The sequence below is a fragment of the Knoellia sp. 3-2P3 genome, assembly GCF_029223115.1.
Lineage (GTDB): Bacteria > Actinomycetota > Actinomycetes > Actinomycetales > Dermatophilaceae > Pedococcus_A.
In genome coordinates this window covers 117,116-131,839 of record NZ_JARGZE010000002.1, presented here as the reverse complement: position 1 = coordinate 131,839, position 14,724 = coordinate 117,116, and the positions used below count along the sequence as shown (strand labels likewise).

Below are 14,724 nucleotides of genomic sequence, written 5' to 3'. Positions count from 1 at the left end.
CCTGCCCAAGGGCAAGATGCTCGAGGTCGACGACGTCACCCTCCGCTTCGGTGGCGTCACGGCCCTAGACGGCGTCTCGTTCCACATCAACACCGGTGAGATCCTCGGCCTGATCGGCCCCAACGGTGCCGGCAAGACCACCTGCTTCAACGTCATGACCGGCGTCTACCAGCCCACGTCGGGCGGGGTGCGCTTCATGGGCGAGCCGCTGGGCAGACGCAAGAAGTTCCAGATCACCAAGCTGGGCATCGCGCGCACGTTCCAGAACATCCGCCTGTTCCACAACATGACGGCCCTGGAGAACGTGCTCGTCGGTGCCGACGCGCACCACTCCACCGGCATCGGGTCAGCGCTGCTGCGGCTGCCGAAGCACCGGGCCGAGGAGGCCGAGGGCATGGACCGTGCCCACGAGCTGCTCAAGTTCATGGGCCTGGAGCGCCGCGCCGACGAGCTGGCCCGCAACCTGCCCTACGGCGACCAGCGGCGACTCGAGATCGCCCGTGCGCTCGCCACGAACCCCAAGCTGCTGTGCCTCGACGAGCCCGCGGCCGGATTCAACCCGGCGGAGAAGGCCCGGCTCATGGAGCTGATCCAGACCATCCGCGAGCAGGGCTACACCGTGCTGCTCATCGAGCACGACATGAAGCTCGTCATGGGCGTCACCGACCGGATCGTCGTGCTGGAGTTCGGCAAGAAGATCGCTGAGGGCCTGCCCGCCGAGATCCGTGACAACCCCGCCGTCATCGCGGCCTACCTGGGAGTTGATGAGAGTGCTTCTTGAGGTTGACGACCTCTGCGTCAACTACGGACGCATCGAGGCCATCCGCAACATCTCGTTCACCGTCGACGAGGGCGAGATCGTCACGCTGATCGGCGCCAACGGCGCCGGCAAGACGACCACGATGAAGACCGTGTCGGGCCTGCGCCCGGTGCGGCTGGGGTCGATCCGCTTCCAGGGCAAGGACATCACGAACATGCCCGCCCACGAGCGGCCCGTGCTCGGGATCGCCCAGTCCCCCGAGGGCCGCGGCTGCTTCGTCGGCATGACGGTCACCGAGAACCTCGACATGGGGGCCTACGCCCGCAAGGACCGCAAGACACCGAAGATCAAGGAGGACCGCGACCGCGTCTTCGGGCTCTTCCCGCGCCTGGCGGAGCGCCGCTCCCAGGTGGCCGGCACCATGTCCGGCGGCGAGCAGCAGATGCTGGCGATCGGGAGGGCCCTCATGGCCAACCCGAAGCTGCTGCTGCTCGACGAGCCGTCGATGGGCCTGGCGCCCAAGCTCATCCAGCAGATCTTCGACATCATCACGGAGATCAACGAGCAGGGCACCACCGTGCTGCTCGTCGAGCAGAACGCCGCCCAGGCGCTCAAGCGGGCCCACCGCGCCTACATCCTCGAGACGGGCGAGATCGTCCGCGAGGGCACCGGCGCCGAGCTGGCCGCCGACCCTGCCGTGAAGGCGGCCTACCTCGGCGGCGACGCCTGACGGAACCGTCCCCCGTATGCCGCGGGCACGGCATACAACGCGAAGGCCCCCGAGGTGCGTCCTCGGGGGCCTTCGCGCAGGGTCGGTCTGCCCGCTGGGTCAGGCCTTGCGCGTCGACCGCTTGGCGGTGGCCTTCTTCGCCGTGCCGGTGGACTTCGCCGTGGCCGCCTTCCTGGCCGTGGCCGCCTTCCTGGCCGTGCCCGTGGTGGCCTTCGCCTTCGCGGTGGGTGTGCTGGTGGCGCGGGCCGCCGCGGTCTTCCTGGCCGCCGACCCGGTGCCGGTGGGGCGGTCAGGGGTGCGGGCGCTCCTGGCGAGCACCGGGCCGAGGAACCGGCCCGTGTGGCTCTCGACGACGTCGGCGACCTCCTCGGGCGTGCCCTCGGCGATCACCCGGCCGCCGCCGCTGCCGCCCTCGGGACCCATGTCCACGATCCAGTCGGCGTTCTTGATCACGTCGAGGTTGTGCTCGATGACGATGACGGTGTTGCCCTTGTCGACCAGGCCCTGCAGGACGTGGAGCAGCTTGCGGATGTCCTCGAAGTGCAGGCCGGTGGTGGGCTCGTCGAGCACGTAGATGGTGCGCCCGGTGGAGCGCTTCTGAAGCTCGCTGGCGAGCTTGACGCGCTGTGCCTCACCACCGGAGAGCGTGGGGGCCGGCTGGCCGAGCCGCACGTAGCCGAGGCCGACGTCGTTGAGGGTCTTCATGTGGCGGGCGATGGCCGGCACCGCCGCGAAGAAGTCGGCAGCCTCCTCGATGGGCATGTCGAGCACGTCGGCGATCGTCTTGCCCTTGAAGTGCACCTCGAGCGTCTCGCGGTTGTAGCGCGCCCCGTGGCAGACCTCGCAGGGCACGTAGACGTCCGGCAGGAAGTTCATCTCGATCTTCAGGGTGCCGTCACCCGAGCAGGCCTCGCAGCGGCCACCCTTGACGTTGAACGAGAACCGCCCCGGCAGGTAGCCGCGGATCTTCGCCTCCGTCGTCTCGGCGAACAGCTTGCGGATGTTGTCGAACACGCCGGTGTAGGTCGCCGGGTTCGAGCGCGGGGTGCGGCCGATCGGGCTCTGGTCGACGTGCACGACCTTGTCGAGGTGCTCCAGCCCCTTCACCGTCTTGTGCCGGCCGGGCACCTGGCGGGCGCCGTTGAGCTTGTTGGCGAGCACGGTGTAGAGGATGTCGTTGACGAGCGTGGACTTGCCGGAGCCGGAGACGCCCGTCACGGCGACCAGGTTGCCGAGCGGGAAGCTGACGTCGACGCCGGTGAGGTTGTGCTCGCGGGCACCCACCACCGTGACCTCGCGGCCCTTCTCCTGCGGGCGTCGCTCCGGCGGCGTCGGGATCTCGAGCCGACCAGAGAGGTACTTGCCCGTCATCGAGTCCGGGTGCTCGAGCAGGCCCTTGACCGGACCCGAGTGCACCACCTGGCCGCCGTGCTCGCCGGCGCCCGGGCCGATGTCGACGACCCAGTCGGCGGTGGCGATGGTGTCCTCGTCGTGCTCGACGACGATCAGGGTGTTGCCGAGGTCGCGCAGGCGCGTGAGGGTCTCGATGAGCCGGTGGTTGTCGCGCTGGTGCAGCCCGATGCTGGGCTCGTCGAGCACGTAGAGGACGCCGACGAGCCCAGAGCCGATCTGGGTCGCGAGGCGGATGCGCTGGGCCTCGCCGCCGGAGAGGGTGCCGGCCGGCCGGTCGAGGGACAGGTAGTCGAGCCCGACGTCGAGCAGGAAGCCGAGGCGGGCGTGGATCTCCTTGATCACGCGCTCGGCGATCTGTCGCTCCCGCGGCGTGAAGTCGACCTCCGCCAGGAACTTGGCGCTGTCGGCGATCTGCAGCGCGCACACGTCGGCGATGCTGCGGCCACCCACGAGCACGGCGAGCGACTCGGGCTTCAGGCGGGTGCCGTTGCACTCCGGGCACGGGATCTCGCGCATGAAGCCCTCGTAGCGCTCCCGGCTCCACTCGGAGTCGGTCTCGGAGTGCCGACGCTTCACGAAGGGCACGACCCCCTCGAACCCGGTCGTGTACGACCGCTCCCGCCCGAAGCGGTTCTTGTACCGGACGTGCACCTTGTAGTTCTGCCCGTAGAGCAGGGCGTCCTTGGCGCGCTTGGGCAGCGAGTGCCACGGGGCGTCCATCGAGAACTTCAGGTCCTTGGCGAGGGCGCCGATGACCCGCTGGAAGTAGTCGGCCGAACCGCTGCCCTGCGCCCAGGGGGCGATGGCCCCCTGCGCGATGGAGAGGTCCTCGTCGGGCACGAGCAGCTCGGGGTCGACCTCGAGCTCCGTGCCCAGGCCGGTGCACTTGGGACACGCTCCGAACGGGGAGTTGAAGGAGAACGAGCGGGGCTCGACCTCGTCCATCGACAGCGAGTGGTCGTTGGGGCAGGCCATCTTCTCCGAGAAGCGCCGCTCCCGCTCGGGGTCGTCGGCGTCGCGGTCGACGAACTCGACGACCATCAGGCCGCCCGCGAGGCCCAGGGCCGTCTCGACCGAGTCGGTCAGGCGCCGCTTGGCGCCCGCGTCGCCGCCCTTGGCGACGAGGCGGTCGACGACGACGTCGATGGTGTGCTTGACCTGCTTCTCGAGCTTGGGCGGCTCGGTCAGGGACACGACCTCGCCGTCCACGCGGGCGCGCGAGAACCCCTTGCTCTGGAGCTCGGCGAACAGGTCGACGTACTCGCCCTTGCGGGCACGGACGACCGGGGCCAGCACCTGGAAGCGGGTGCGTTCCGGCAGCTCGAGCAGCCGGTCGACGATCTGCTGGGGGGTCTGCCGGGTGATCGGCTCCCCGCAGACGGGGCAGTGTGGCCGCCCGGCGCGGGCGAACAGGAGGCGGAGGTAGTCGTAGACCTCGGTGATCGTGCCCACGGTCGAGCGCGGGTTGCGGTTGGTCGACTTCTGGTCGATCGAGACCGCCGGCGACAGGCCCTCGATGAAGTCGACGTCCGGCTTGTCCATCTGCCCCAGGAACTGCCGGGCGTAGGCCGACAGCGACTCCACGTAGCGGCGCTGGCCCTCGGCGAAGATCGTGTCGAAGGCCAGCGAGGACTTCCCCGACCCGGAGAGCCCGGTGAAGACGACGAGGCTGTCACGGGGCAGCTCGACGGAGATGTCCTTGAGGTTGTGCTCACGCGCGCCCCGCACGACCAGGTGGTCGTGCTGCGGGCGCGGGGCGTCGGAGGGTCGGGAGGTGGGCACAGCAGTCACGCGGTTCATGCTATGTGCCCCCACCGACAGCCGCCGCATCACGGCCTGCGGGGCAGGACGTCGACGAGGTGAGGTGCCGCGGGCTCGGCCAGCAGATAGCGTCAGGCGCATGAGCCATGCCGACCCCCTCGAGGGGGACCTCGCCCTTGTCGACCAGGCCACCCGTGCCCTGCTGCGCACCGCCGCCCGGCTGCGTGACGCCGACCTCGCCGTGCCGTCGCTCTGCGACGGGTGGACCCGGGGCCACGTGCTGGCCCACGTGGCGCGCAACGCCGAGGCCATCGGGCGGCTCGCGGACTGGGCGGTGACCGGCGAGCGCCAGGAGATGTATCCCGGCGGCACGGGGCGACGAGACGCGGACATCGAGGCCGGCGCCGGCCGGGGCGCCGCCGAGCAGCTCCGCGACCTCGAGGACACGGCGCAGGCGTTGGCGCAGGTGCTCCCCCGGCTCGTCGACGGGATCGTCGCGCCCGAGGTCGAGATGCGCGGCGGCCACCTGGTGGCCTCACGCACGCTGCCGTTCCTGCGGCTGCGGGAGGTCGTGCTGCACCACGTCGACCTCGACGCGGGCTACACCCTCGCCGACGTCGACGGCGACGTGCTCGTGCGGCTCCTCGATGACGCGGTCGGCCGGCTGCGGCTGTCGCGCCGGGCGCCGTCCGTGACGCTTCGCACCGTCGAGGGCGAGTCCTGGGAGGTGGGCCACCCGGACGGAGAGGGCCCTGGGGCCACCGAGGTGACCGGCCCGCGGCACGGACTGCTCCTCTGGCTCGCCCGCCGCATCGGCTCGGGTGTCACCAGCAGCAGCGGAGGGCTGCCCGACCTGCCACGAGGCGCCTGAACGCCTCAGCCTGCGTTGGCGCGCTTGTGGAGCCCCGAGGTGCCCTGCACCCCGGCGCGCCGGGCGATGGCGACGGCCGCCAGCGCGGAGTGCACCTTCAGCTTGTGCAGGATGCTCTGCACGTGCGTGCGCACGGTGTTGGGCGAGACGTGCAGCAGCTCGCCGATCTCGTTGCGCGACATCCCCTCCACCAGGCACCCGAGCACGTCGAGCTCGCGCTGGGTCAGGCTGCGGATGCCCTCCGCCTCCGACACCGACGCCTGCGGCTGGCCGGAGAGCGAGACCAGGACGTTGGTCAGCAGGGCCGCCGGGATGTGGGTCTCGCCCCGGGCCACGCCCCTCAGGGCGCCGGTCAGCGACTCGATGTTCGCCGTCTTGTTGACCCAGCCGCGGATGCCCGACTGCACCGCCTCGAGAACCATCTCTCCGCCCTCGGCGCCGGTGACCACGACGATCCCGGTCTGTGGCCACCGCCGGAGGATCTCGCGCCCGAGGGCGAGGCCGTCCTCCTCGCCCAGGATGAGGTCGAGGGTCACCACGTCGCACGGGGTGGTGGACAGCACCTCGAGCGCCTGCTCGGTGTTCATCGCCTTGCCGACCACCACGACGTCGGGCTCGTCCGCGAGCCTGACGGCGAGCGCGTCCACGAACACCTGGTGGTCGTCGACGATGACGACCCGAATGGGCTTCTCCATGTTCATCACACTGCCGCCTACACGTCGTGCGCGGACCCCGCCTCGGTCCGATCTCCGTCTACGTCAATAAGATGAGCGGCACGTCAGCGCATGTGCGCCGGCCAGGTCCCCTCCGAGGCGTGCGCGGCCATGAGCGCGGCCGCTTGCAGGCGTGAGTGCACGCCCAGCTTGGTCAGCAGGTTCTGCACGTGGGTGCGGGCCGTGCTGCGCTGCACGCCCAGCGTCTCGGCCATCTGCTCGGTGGTCTGGCCCTCCATGATGCAGCGCATGACCTCCCACTCCCGGTCGGTCAGGAACTGCAGGGCCCAGAGCGGGTCGTCGCTCGGCTTCTGGGGCCGCAGCGCCTGCTGCAGGAGCGCGGGGTCGACCGCGACGTGTCCGTTGGCGGCCTGGCTGAGCTTGTCGACGATCTCGGCGATCGGCTTCTCCTTGCCGACGTAGCCCGACGCCCCCTCCGCGATGGCGCGCCCGACGACCGCGTGGTCCGACTCGGCCGAGAGCATGACCACCTTCGTCTCGGGACTGGCCTCCCGGATCCGCCGGATGGCGGTCAGCGAGGAGCCGTCCGGGAAGTTCACGTCGAGCAGCACCACGTCGGGTCGGTACTCGCCTGCAGCCTCGACGGCGTCGTCGGCGTTGGACACCAGCGCGACCACGTCATGCCCCCGCTCCCCCAGGGCCAGGCCCAGGGCTTCGAGCAGGAGTCGGTGGTCGTCGCAGACCACCAGCCTCATGACGCGACCGACTCGGTGTGGCTGTGCGGTGCGACCGAGTGCAGGCAGATGTCTGCCTCCGCGCCGCCCGTCGCGCCGGCGCGGAGGTCGAAGGTGCCGTCGCAGGCGGCGACCATGGCACGGGTGGTCGTCAGCCCCAGCGACGTCCGCGAGGCGATCTTGCCCAGACCCGGCCCGTCGTCCGTGATCGTGAGGTGGACGCACTCGGGCTCCCCCTCGACGGCGACGCGAACGTGCCCCCCGGTGCCCGCGGCCCTGATCGCGTTGTCGAGCACGCACGACACGGCACGTCCCAGGGCCACCGGTCGGGCCCAGGCCTGCACGGTGTCCTCGACGTCGAGGCTGATGGCGCACCCGGCGGTCGGCTGTGCCCGGTGCACGGCGAGCGCGGCCAGCTCGGCCACGTCCACGGGCTGCACCGTGTCGGTTGCGGCGTCCGTGAGCACGGTGTCGACGAGCTGGCTCAGCCAGCGCGCCTGGTCGGTGATGACCTCCATCTTCCGGTCGACGTCGCCGTTGCCGGAGTCGGACAGAAGGAGGATGGCGGCCAGTGGCTGGCGCAGGTCGTGACAAAGCGCGCGGATCGTGTCGATGTCCCTGGACGACGCGGCGCGAGACAAGCCTTCTACGAGAGCGGTCATGTGCGTTCCTCACCCAATTTCACGACCGGTGCGCCAGCACCCCCTGCTGGCACTCCCCTGTCGTGACCGCTCCAACGTAGGTCCGTCGAAATACAGCGGACAATAGTTATTCGGGACTAAGCCGCTGCCCGTAGCCCGGTCTGGTCACTCCGTCCATTGCAGGATGGGACCCATGACGTACACCGGAGATGTGAAGCCCGGCGGCCCTGCCGCCGTACGAGAGCTGGCACAGGCGACCATCCGCAAGCTCGCCGTCTCGGAGATGGCCAACAACGTCTACCTCCTCACCTCTCGGCGCACCGGTGCCCAGCTCCTGGTCGACGCCGCCGCCGACCCGAATGCCTGCCTGGCCCTGGTGCGCGAGGCAGGCGGCCGTCTCGACCTCGTGGTGACCACCCACTCCCACTGGGACCACCACCGCGCCCTCGCGCAGGTCGTCGCGGCGACAGGAGCACCCACCGCGGCCGGGGTGGACGACGCCGACGCGCTGCCCGTGCACCCGGACCGGCTGCTGCGCCACGGTGACCGGATCGAGGTCGGCGACCTGCTCCTCGACGTCGTCCATCTGCGCGGCCACACGCCGGGCTCGGTCGCGCTGGCCTACCGCGACCCGGAGGGACGCACCCACCTGTTCACCGGTGACTCGCTCTTCCCGGGTGGGGTGGGCAACACCGCGAACCCCGGGCAGAGCTTCGACGCCCTCATCGAGGACGTCACCGCCCGCGTGTTCGACGTCTACGACGACGACACCTGGGTCTACCCGGGCCATGGCGGCGACACGACGCTGGGCGCCGAGCGGCCGCACCTGCAGGAGTGGCGCGACCGGCGCTGGTAGCCACTCACTACGGTGGGCGGGTGCCTCCCGCCGCTGCCGTCCCCGCCCCCGTGCTGGTCCTGGCCGCCGTCGTGTCCGTCCAGTTCGGCGGGGCCCTGGCGGCGACGCTGGTCCCGCAGGTCGGGGCCCCGGGCTCGGTCACCCTGCGGCTGCTCTTCGCCGCGCTGGTGCTGGGCGCGGTGGCCCGCCCGCGCCTGCGCGGGCACACCCGCCGGGCCTGGCTGACGGTCGCGCTCTTCGGCCTGGCGATGGGCCTGATGAACCTCGCCTTCTACGCCTCGCTCGTGCGGCTGCCCATCGGAGTCGCCGTCACCATCGAGTTCCTCGGCCCGCTCACCCTGGCGACGGTGCTCTCACGCCGCACCGTCGACGTCCTGGCGGTCGTCGCCGCCGGGGCTGGGGTGACCCTGATCTCGGAGGCCCTGACCGTCCCCCTCGCCGACCTGGACTGGCTCGGGCTGGGACTCGCGGCCACGGCGGGCGCCTGCTGGGCGGCATACATCATCCTCAGCCGCCGCACGGGGGCGCAGTTCGAGAGCCTGGACGGCCTCGCCCTCGCCATGGGGGTCGCCCTGCTCGTCGTGGCGCCCTTCGGGCTCGGCACCGTGCCCCTGTGGACCGCGGAGGTGGTGGCCAAGGGACTGGGCATCGCGCTGCTGTCGTCAGTGCTGCCCTACTCCCTGGAGCTGCTCGCGCTTCGGCGGCTCAGCCCGCGCGTGTTCGGCATCCTGCTCAGCCTCGAGCCCGCGGCCGCGGCGCTGGCCGGCTGGCTCGTGCTGGGGCAGCGGCTGACCCCGACCCAGCTCACCGGCATGGCGCTGGTCGTGCTGGCCAGCGCGGTCGTGCTGGGCGCGAGCCGCCCCAAGGAGCCGGCCGCCATCGCCTCAGCCGGCTGAGGACTCCAGGCGGTTGTCGCGACGGGTCTTGAGCAGGCTCGCGACCGTGGTGACGCCGAGGATGAGCACGATGGCGCCCAGGGAGACCGAGATCGGCACCTCGGGCACCGGTACGTGCTGGCCCCCGTTGATGAACGGCAGCTCGTTCTCGTGCAGCGCGTGCAGGAGCAGCTTGACGCCGATGAAGGCGAGCAGCACGGCCAGGCCCAGGCTGAGGTAGACGAGGCGCTTGAGGAGTCCACCGATGAGGAAGTACAGCTGGCGCAGCCCCATGAGCGCGAACAGGTTGGCCGTCAGCACGAGGTACGGCTCTTTGGTGAGCCCGTAGATCGCGGGGATCGAGTCGAGGGCGAACAGCAGGTCGGTGGTGCCGAGGGCGAGGATGACGAAGAACATCGGGGTCGCCAGCCGCTTGGCGTCGACCCGGGTGAAGAGCTTGGTGCCGTGGTAGTCCTGCGTCGCCGGGAACCGGTGCTCCATGTAGCGCATGAAGCGGTTCTCCTCGTACTCGTCGTCGTCGCTCTCCCCCTCCCTGGCGAGCTTGATGGCGGTGTAGATGAGGAAGGCCCCGAAGAGGTAGAAGACCCAGGAGAAGTTGTTGATCGCCGCGGCGCCGAGGGCGATGAAGATGCCGCGCAGCACGATGGCGATGACGATGCCGATCATCAGGGCCGACTGCTGGTACTTCTCCGGCACCGCGAACTTGGCCATGATCAGCAGGAAGATGAACAGGTTGTCGACCGACAGCGAGTACTCCGTCAGCCAACCCGCGTAGTACTGGCCGGCATAGGTCGAGCCGGCGAAGTACCAGATCCCGAGACCGAAGAGGATGGCGGCGCCGACGTAGACGCCGAGGGCCGTGCCGACCTCCCGGGTGCTCGGGACGTGTGGCCTGCGCGCGATGACGAAGATGTCGACGGCGAAGACCGCCATGGCAAGCCCGATGGTGACGAGCCAGACCCAGGTGGGGACGTTCACTGATTGGTTCCTTCCGGTCACGTGCGTGACCGGAGGTCTCTCCCGCCCACTGCTGGCGGACCGGCTCCCCGGGCCCACCCCTGGTATGCCGTGGGCAGCTGGTGTGCCGTGGGCAACGGTGGGCCGTGATGACGAGGATGCCGCGTGGGGATACTCCCCCCCGATCGGTCCCCGTGAGTGTCCCAGACAGGCACAGGGCGCTCAAATCCGGTCCCCCTCGTGGTCGTCCCTGGGCGTGCGCCGGAGGGCGCCCGCGGGTAGGAAGGAGGTGCCGAACACGTTCGCTCGTCCAGCAGTAGGGAGCACGCGATGCCTGCCGAGAAGTCACACGGACCCAGCGTCAAGGACCCCGAGCTCTACGAGGAGCTCCGGAAGGACGGTGCCTCCAAGGAGAAGGCCGCTCGGATCGCGAACGCCGCCAGCCGGTCGTCCCGCTCCGAGGTGGGCCGCAAGGGCGGGAAGAGCGGCGACTACGAGGACTGGAAGGTGACCGACCTGCGCAGGCGCGCCGGGGAGATCGGCATCGAGGGCCGCTCCCGCATGAGGAAGGACGAGCTCATCAGGGCCCTGCGCAACCACTAGTCCGCTCAGCAGGGGGTGCTCAGCCTCAGCACGGGTGTGCTCAGCGCGTGGCCTGGCTCATCTGCCGCAGCTCCTTCTTGAGGTCCTGGATCTCGTCGCGCAGCCGGGCCGCCAGCTCGAAGTGGAGGTCGGCAGCGGCCTGGTGCATCTGGGTCGACAGCTCCTGGATGAGGTTCGCGAGGTCGTTGGCCGGCAGGTCCTTGAGCCGGTCGGAGGCCACCCCGGCGTCGGCCTGCACCGTGCCCCGCCCGCCGCGGCCGCCGGTCTTGCCGGACTTGCCGCGTGACTGTGACCGCCCGGAACCCATGAGGGCCTCGGTGTCGGCGTCCTCGCGCTGGAGCATGTCGGTGATGTCGGCGATCTTCTTGCGCAGCGGCTGCGGGTCGACGCCGGCGGCCTTGTTGTAGGCCATCTGCTTCTCGCGACGTCGCTGCGTCTCCTCGATCGCCTCCTGCATCGAGGGCGTGATCTTGTCGGCGTACATGTGCACCTGGCCCGACACGTTGCGGGCGGCTCGGCCGATGGTCTGGATGAGCGACCGTGCCGAGCGCAGGAACCCCTCCTTGTCGGCGTCGAGGATGCTGACCAGCGACACCTCGGGCAGGTCGAGGCCCTCGCGGAGCAGGTTGATGCCGACCAGCACGTCGAACTCCCCGAGCCGAAGCTCCCGGAGCAGCTCGACGCGGCGCAGGGTGTCGATGTCGGAGTGGAGGTAGCGGACGCGCACCCCCTTGTCGAGGAGGTAGTCGGTGAGGTCCTCGGCCATCTTCTTGGTCAGCGTGGTGACGAGCACGCGCTCGTTCTTCTGCGTCCGCTCGTTGATCTCGTGCAGCAGGTCGTCGATCTGGCCCTTGGTGGGCTTGAGCACGACCTCGGGGTCGACCAGCCCAGTGGGGCGGATGATCTGCTCGACGATGCCGTCGGCCTTGGCCAGCTCGTACGGGCCGGGGGTCGCCGAGAGGTAGACGGTCTGGCCGATGCGCTCGAGGAACTCCTCCCACTTCAGCGGCCGGTTGTCCATGGCCGACGGCAGCCGGAAGCCGTGGTCGACGAGGGTGCGCTTGCGTGACATGTCGCCCTCGTACATCGCGCCGATCTGCGGCACCGTGACATGGGACTCGTCGATGACGAGCAGGAAGTCCTCGGGGAAGTAGTCGAGCAGGCAGTTCGGCGCCGAGCCGCGGGACCGGCCGTCGATGTGCAGCGAGTAGTTCTCGATGCCCGAGCACGACCCGACCTGGCGCATCATCTCGATGTCATAGGTGGTGCGCATGCGCAGCCGCTGGGCCTCGAGCAGCTTGCCCTGCTTCTCGAACGCCGCGAGCTGGTCGGCCAGCTCGAGCTCGATGCCGCGGATGGCCCGCTCCATGCGCTCCGGGCCGGCGACGTAGTGCGTCGCCGGGAACACGTACATCTCCTGCTCCTCGTGGACGATCTCGCCGGAGACGGGGTTGAGCGTGTAGATCCGCTCGACCTCGTCTCCGAAGAACTCGATGCGCACCGCGAGCTCCTCGTAGACGGGGATGATCTCCACGGTGTCGCCGCGGACCCTGAAGGTCCCCCGGGTGAAGGCGAGGTCGTTGCGGGTGTACTGCATCTGGACGAACCGCCTGAGCAGCTCGTCGCGCTCGATCTCCGTGCCGACGCGCAGGCGCACCATCCGGTCCACGTACTCCTGCGGCGTGCCCAGGCCGTAGATGCAGGACACCGAGGCGACGACGACGACGTCGCGCCGGGTGAGCAGCGAGTTGGTGGCGCTGTGCCGCAGCCGCTCGACCTCGTCGTTGATGGACGAGTCCTTCTCGATGTAGGTGTCCGTCTGCGGGACGTACGCCTCGGGCTGGTAGTAGTCGTAGTAGGAGACGAAGTACTCGACCGCGTTGTTGGGCAGCAGCTCGCGGAACTCGTTGGCGAGCTGGGCGGCGAGCGTCTTGTTCGGGGCCATGACCAGGGTCGGGCGCTGCACCTGCTCGATGAGCCAGGCCGTGGTGGCCGACTTGCCGGTGCCGGTGGCGCCGAGCAGCACGACGTCCTGCTCCCCCGCGTTGATCCGCCGCGCGAGCTCGGCGATGGCCGCAGGCTGGTCACCGGCAGGCTGGAACTCGGACTCGACCCGGAAGGGTGCCACCGTGCGCTGCAGGTCAGTCGTCGGACGCATGGCACCACCGTAAGCCCCACCGCCGACAGCGCTCGCCACGGCAGGCAGCCCACAAGCGGCTCGGGCAGCCGAGCGCAGCTCGTTGAAGGCACCGCCCCCGGGTGGGACCGTGGAGTCGTGTTCCGGATGGTCGGACTCCTGGGTGGGCTCTCCCTCGCCACGGACCTCGGGACGGGAGCCCCGCTCGAGGAGTCCCTCCGACGCAGCGTGCTGGCGGCGCGTCTCGCCAAGGTCGCCGGCCTGCCCGACGACGACGTGCGGGCCACCCTCTACACCGCCCTGCTGCAACACCTGGGCTGCACGGCCTACGCCCACGAGGGGGCGAAGAACTTCGGCGACGACGTGGTCACGACCCGGGTCACCCTCCTGACCGAACCCGGTTCAACAACCGACCTGGTGCGGACCTGGGTGCCCCGACTGGCCGAGGCGACCGGACAGCGCCGCAGCTCACTCCTCCTGCGCACCCTGGAGCACGCGCGCTCCATGGACGCCGTGGCTCCCACCGCGACGTGCGACGTGATCCGGCAGGCGGCACGACGCCTCGGGCTGCCCGCGCAGGTCCAGCTGGGCCTCGCCCAGGTGCTCACCGCCTGGAACGGCACCGGCTTCCCGAGGCTGCGCGGCGAGGAGATCTGCCTCCCTGCTCGTCTGGTGGCCGTCGCGTCGGCCGCGGTGATGTATGCCGGCGCGGACGGGACCGGGGTGGAAGCCGCTGTGGCGGAGGTGGACCGCCGCGCCGGCCGCGTCCTCGACCCGGACCTCGCCGCCGCCTTCCACGCCCGGGCGAACGACCTCATGCACGGCTTGGACGGGGACGCGTACCACCTCGTACTGGACGGCGAACCCGACCCTGTGCTGCTCGTGGACGACCGGACCCTCGAGCAGACCGCCCGCACCTTCGGCGACCTCGCCGACCTGAAGAGCCCACGGTTCCACGGACACTCCGGTGCGGTGGCCGCCCTCGCCTGCGGGGCGGCTCGCTCGATGGGCCTCGCCGACGAGGACACGACAATGCGCCTGGCGGGTCACCTGCACGACGTTGGTCGGGTCGCCGTCTCGAGCCGGATCTGGGACAAGCAGACTGCGCTGTCCACCGCCGAGCAGGACCAGGCGGCCCTGCACGCGTACCACTCCGAGCGCGTCCTCGGCCGAATCCCGGAGCTCGCGGCCGTCGCCCTCCTGGCGGGCCAGCACCACGAGCGCAGTGACGGCAGCGGGTACCACCGCGGGCTCACCGCACCCCAGCTGTCCCTCGCCTCGCGCGTCCTCGCCGCCGCCGACGCGTACCAGTCACTGCGGGAGGACGAGCCGGGACGGCCTGCACTCCCACCGAGGGTCGCGGCCGAGGGGCTCGGCGCCGAGGCCCGGGCCGGCCGGCTGGACCCTGATGCGGTGGCGGCGGTGCTCAGGGTCGCGGGCCACCCCCAGGCGACACGACCGCCGCGCCCCGGGGCGCTCACCGGTCGCCAGGTGGAGGTCCTGCGCCTCCTCGCGGCGGGCCTGTCGAACCCGCAGATCGGCCACCGCCTCGGCATCTCGCGCCGGACGGCCGAGCACCACGTGCAGGACATCTACCAGCACATCGGGTGCTCGACCCGGGCCGGCGCCGCCCTCTTCGCGATGGAGCACGGGCTGTTCCGCCCGGATGGGTAGACCTGCCCATGTGCGGG

13 protein-coding genes are annotated in these 14,724 nt (G+C 70.5%); 7 read left to right on the top strand and 6 right to left on the bottom strand.

Annotated elements, in window-relative coordinates:
• The first annotated feature begins 16 nt into the window (after positions 1-16).
• Positions 17-781, top strand: coding sequence for an ABC transporter ATP-binding protein (locus tag P0Y31_RS06010; protein WP_275868873.1), 765 nt, complete (start codon positions 17-19; stop codon positions 779-781).
• Positions 765-1,490, top strand: coding sequence for an ABC transporter ATP-binding protein (locus P0Y31_RS06005; RefSeq protein WP_275867350.1), 726 nt, complete (start codon positions 765-767; stop codon positions 1,488-1,490). The genes P0Y31_RS06010 and P0Y31_RS06005 overlap by 17 nt, the downstream gene beginning before the upstream one ends.
• 99 nt (positions 1,491-1,589) lie before the next feature.
• Here the strand turns inward: P0Y31_RS06005 and uvrA are convergent, their stop codons facing one another.
• Positions 1,590-4,703 (bottom strand): excinuclease ABC subunit UvrA, encoded by a 3,114-nt coding sequence (gene uvrA / locus P0Y31_RS06000; protein WP_275867348.1) that lies wholly within the window; start codon positions 4,701-4,703, stop codon positions 1,590-1,592.
• A 100-nt stretch (positions 4,704-4,803) separates the two neighbouring features.
• Here uvrA and P0Y31_RS05995 point away from each other — a divergent pair, with 100 nt between their 5' ends.
• Positions 4,804-5,535, top strand: coding sequence for a maleylpyruvate isomerase family mycothiol-dependent enzyme (locus tag P0Y31_RS05995; protein ID WP_275867346.1), 732 nt, complete (start codon positions 4,804-4,806; stop codon positions 5,533-5,535).
• A 5-nt stretch (positions 5,536-5,540) separates the two neighbouring features.
• On the opposite strand, the gene P0Y31_RS05990 is transcribed toward P0Y31_RS05995, so the two are convergent.
• The 3 genes from P0Y31_RS05990 to P0Y31_RS05980 form a co-directional block, all read right to left on the bottom strand.
• Positions 5,541-6,230, bottom strand: a complete 690-nt coding sequence (locus P0Y31_RS05990) for a response regulator transcription factor (RefSeq protein WP_275807939.1) — start codon at positions 6,228-6,230, stop codon at positions 5,541-5,543.
• An 83-nt stretch (positions 6,231-6,313) separates the two neighbouring features.
• On the bottom strand, positions 6,314-6,964 hold the full coding sequence (locus P0Y31_RS05985) for a response regulator transcription factor (protein ID WP_275867344.1): 651 nt from the start codon (positions 6,962-6,964) through the stop codon (positions 6,314-6,316).
• Entirely contained in the window at positions 6,961-7,605 is a 645-nt protein-coding gene (locus tag P0Y31_RS05980) for an ATP-binding protein (RefSeq protein WP_275867343.1), read from the bottom strand. Before P0Y31_RS05980 ends, P0Y31_RS05985 begins: the two co-directional genes overlap by 4 nt.
• A gap of 172 nt (positions 7,606-7,777) precedes the next feature.
• Between P0Y31_RS05980 and P0Y31_RS05975 the strand changes: the two genes are divergently transcribed.
• Both P0Y31_RS05975 and P0Y31_RS05970 read left to right on the top strand, forming a co-directional pair.
• Positions 7,778-8,440: an MBL fold metallo-hydrolase gene (locus P0Y31_RS05975; protein ID WP_275867341.1), complete on the top strand. Its 663-nt coding sequence runs from the start codon at positions 7,778-7,780 to the stop codon at positions 8,438-8,440.
• Between the two features lie 20 nt (positions 8,441-8,460).
• Positions 8,461-9,336, top strand: a complete 876-nt coding sequence (locus P0Y31_RS05970; RefSeq protein ID WP_275867340.1) for an EamA family transporter — start codon at positions 8,461-8,463, stop codon at positions 9,334-9,336.
• Here P0Y31_RS05970 and P0Y31_RS05965 read toward each other — a convergent pair.
• The gene (locus P0Y31_RS05965; protein ID WP_275807954.1) at positions 9,325-10,314 is read right to left on the bottom strand and encodes a TerC family protein; all 990 of its coding nucleotides are present in this window, start codon (positions 10,312-10,314) and stop codon (positions 9,325-9,327) included. The two genes, P0Y31_RS05970 and P0Y31_RS05965, sit on opposite strands and share 12 nt — an antisense overlap.
• 309 nt (positions 10,315-10,623) lie before the next feature.
• Here P0Y31_RS05965 and P0Y31_RS05960 point away from each other — a divergent pair, with 309 nt between their 5' ends.
• Positions 10,624-10,896, top strand: a complete 273-nt coding sequence (locus P0Y31_RS05960) for a Rho termination factor N-terminal domain-containing protein (RefSeq protein WP_275867338.1) — start codon at positions 10,624-10,626, stop codon at positions 10,894-10,896.
• 40 nt (positions 10,897-10,936) lie between these two features.
• Here the strand turns inward: P0Y31_RS05960 and uvrB are convergent, their stop codons facing one another.
• The gene (uvrB, locus tag P0Y31_RS05955) at positions 10,937-13,054 is read right to left on the bottom strand and encodes an excinuclease ABC subunit UvrB (protein WP_275867336.1); all 2,118 of its coding nucleotides are present in this window, start codon (positions 13,052-13,054) and stop codon (positions 10,937-10,939) included.
• A gap of 126 nt (positions 13,055-13,180) precedes the next feature.
• Between uvrB and P0Y31_RS05950 the strand changes: the two genes are divergently transcribed.
• The gene (locus tag P0Y31_RS05950) at positions 13,181-14,707 is read left to right on the top strand and encodes an HD domain-containing phosphohydrolase (RefSeq protein ID WP_275868869.1); all 1,527 of its coding nucleotides are present in this window, start codon (positions 13,181-13,183) and stop codon (positions 14,705-14,707) included.
• Positions 14,708-14,724 lie beyond the last annotated feature (17 nt).

Coding starts and splice junctions, on each gene's coding strand:
- P0Y31_RS05995 (WP_275867346.1), top strand. CDS start 4,804: ATGAGCCATGCCGACCCCCTCGAGGGGGACCTCGCCCTTGTCGACCAG.
- P0Y31_RS05990 (WP_275807939.1), bottom strand. CDS start 6,230: ATGGAGAAGCCCATTCGGGTCGTCATCGTCGACGACCACCAGGTGTTC.
- P0Y31_RS06005 (WP_275867350.1), top strand. CDS start 765: ATGAGAGTGCTTCTTGAGGTTGACGACCTCTGCGTCAACTACGGACGC.
- P0Y31_RS06010 (WP_275868873.1), top strand. CDS start 17: ATGCTCGAGGTCGACGACGTCACCCTCCGCTTCGGTGGCGTCACGGCC.
- P0Y31_RS05975 (WP_275867341.1), top strand. CDS start 7,778: ATGACGTACACCGGAGATGTGAAGCCCGGCGGCCCTGCCGCCGTACGA.
- uvrB (WP_275867336.1), bottom strand. CDS start 13,054: ATGCGTCCGACGACTGACCTGCAGCGCACGGTGGCACCCTTCCGGGTC.
- P0Y31_RS05960 (WP_275867338.1), top strand. CDS start 10,624: ATGCCTGCCGAGAAGTCACACGGACCCAGCGTCAAGGACCCCGAGCTC.
- uvrA (WP_275867348.1), bottom strand. CDS start 4,703: ATGAACCGCGTGACTGCTGTGCCCACCTCCCGACCCTCCGACGCCCCG.
- P0Y31_RS05950 (WP_275868869.1), top strand. CDS start 13,181: ATGGTCGGACTCCTGGGTGGGCTCTCCCTCGCCACGGACCTCGGGACG.
- P0Y31_RS05985 (WP_275867344.1), bottom strand. CDS start 6,964: ATGAGGCTGGTGGTCTGCGACGACCACCGACTCCTGCTCGAAGCCCTG.
- P0Y31_RS05980 (WP_275867343.1), bottom strand. CDS start 7,605: ATGACCGCTCTCGTAGAAGGCTTGTCTCGCGCCGCGTCGTCCAGGGAC.